At 45.4% G+C, this 480-nt stretch carries 1 protein-coding gene; it reads right to left on the reverse strand.

Features of this window, described 5'->3' with window-relative positions; genetic code table 11:
* Positions 1–480, reverse strand: a 480-nt coding sequence (locus E1189_RS22240) for a hypothetical protein (protein WP_196220845.1), incomplete at both ends; no start/stop codon positions are given.

Genomic DNA, 480 nt, shown 5'->3' on the forward strand with positions numbered 1-480 from the left:
GGTTCTAGCCAATTTTGTTGAATAGCGACCCGGGCAATGACTATAAGCTGAGGTGAATGGATGCCCAGAGATTTACAGACCCGGGCAAGTATCCAGACTATGGAAAATTGCCAGTCGTCGCGCCTGGCTAAGCCTTTCTGGACTATTTTTTCGTGTAAGTCCTGAAGCTCTTGCAACACAATATCAACAGGTTGATCCGCACAAACCAAACCACTTACCGCTAAAGCGAGTTGACTATGGGAATCAAGCCAGTTGCCTAACAAAGAACAACTTTCGATATTCTCTTTAACCTCACTTTTTAATAACTCACTCCCCAGGACAAAGGCGTTACTGTCCGACTTCTGCCTCCAGAGTTTTTTTACAATAGTGTCGATTTTTGGTGCGGATATCACACTTGCGGGTAATGCTGTACCACTTTGTAGCGACTTGCTAAGCTCTTCCTTACTGGTCCCAAGAGCCTTTGCCAGTGCAGCTATCTTT

It is taken from the genome of Parendozoicomonas verongulae (genome assembly GCF_009711465.1).
In the GTDB taxonomy this organism is placed as follows: Bacteria; Pseudomonadota; Gammaproteobacteria; order Pseudomonadales; family Endozoicomonadaceae; genus Sansalvadorimonas; species Sansalvadorimonas verongulae.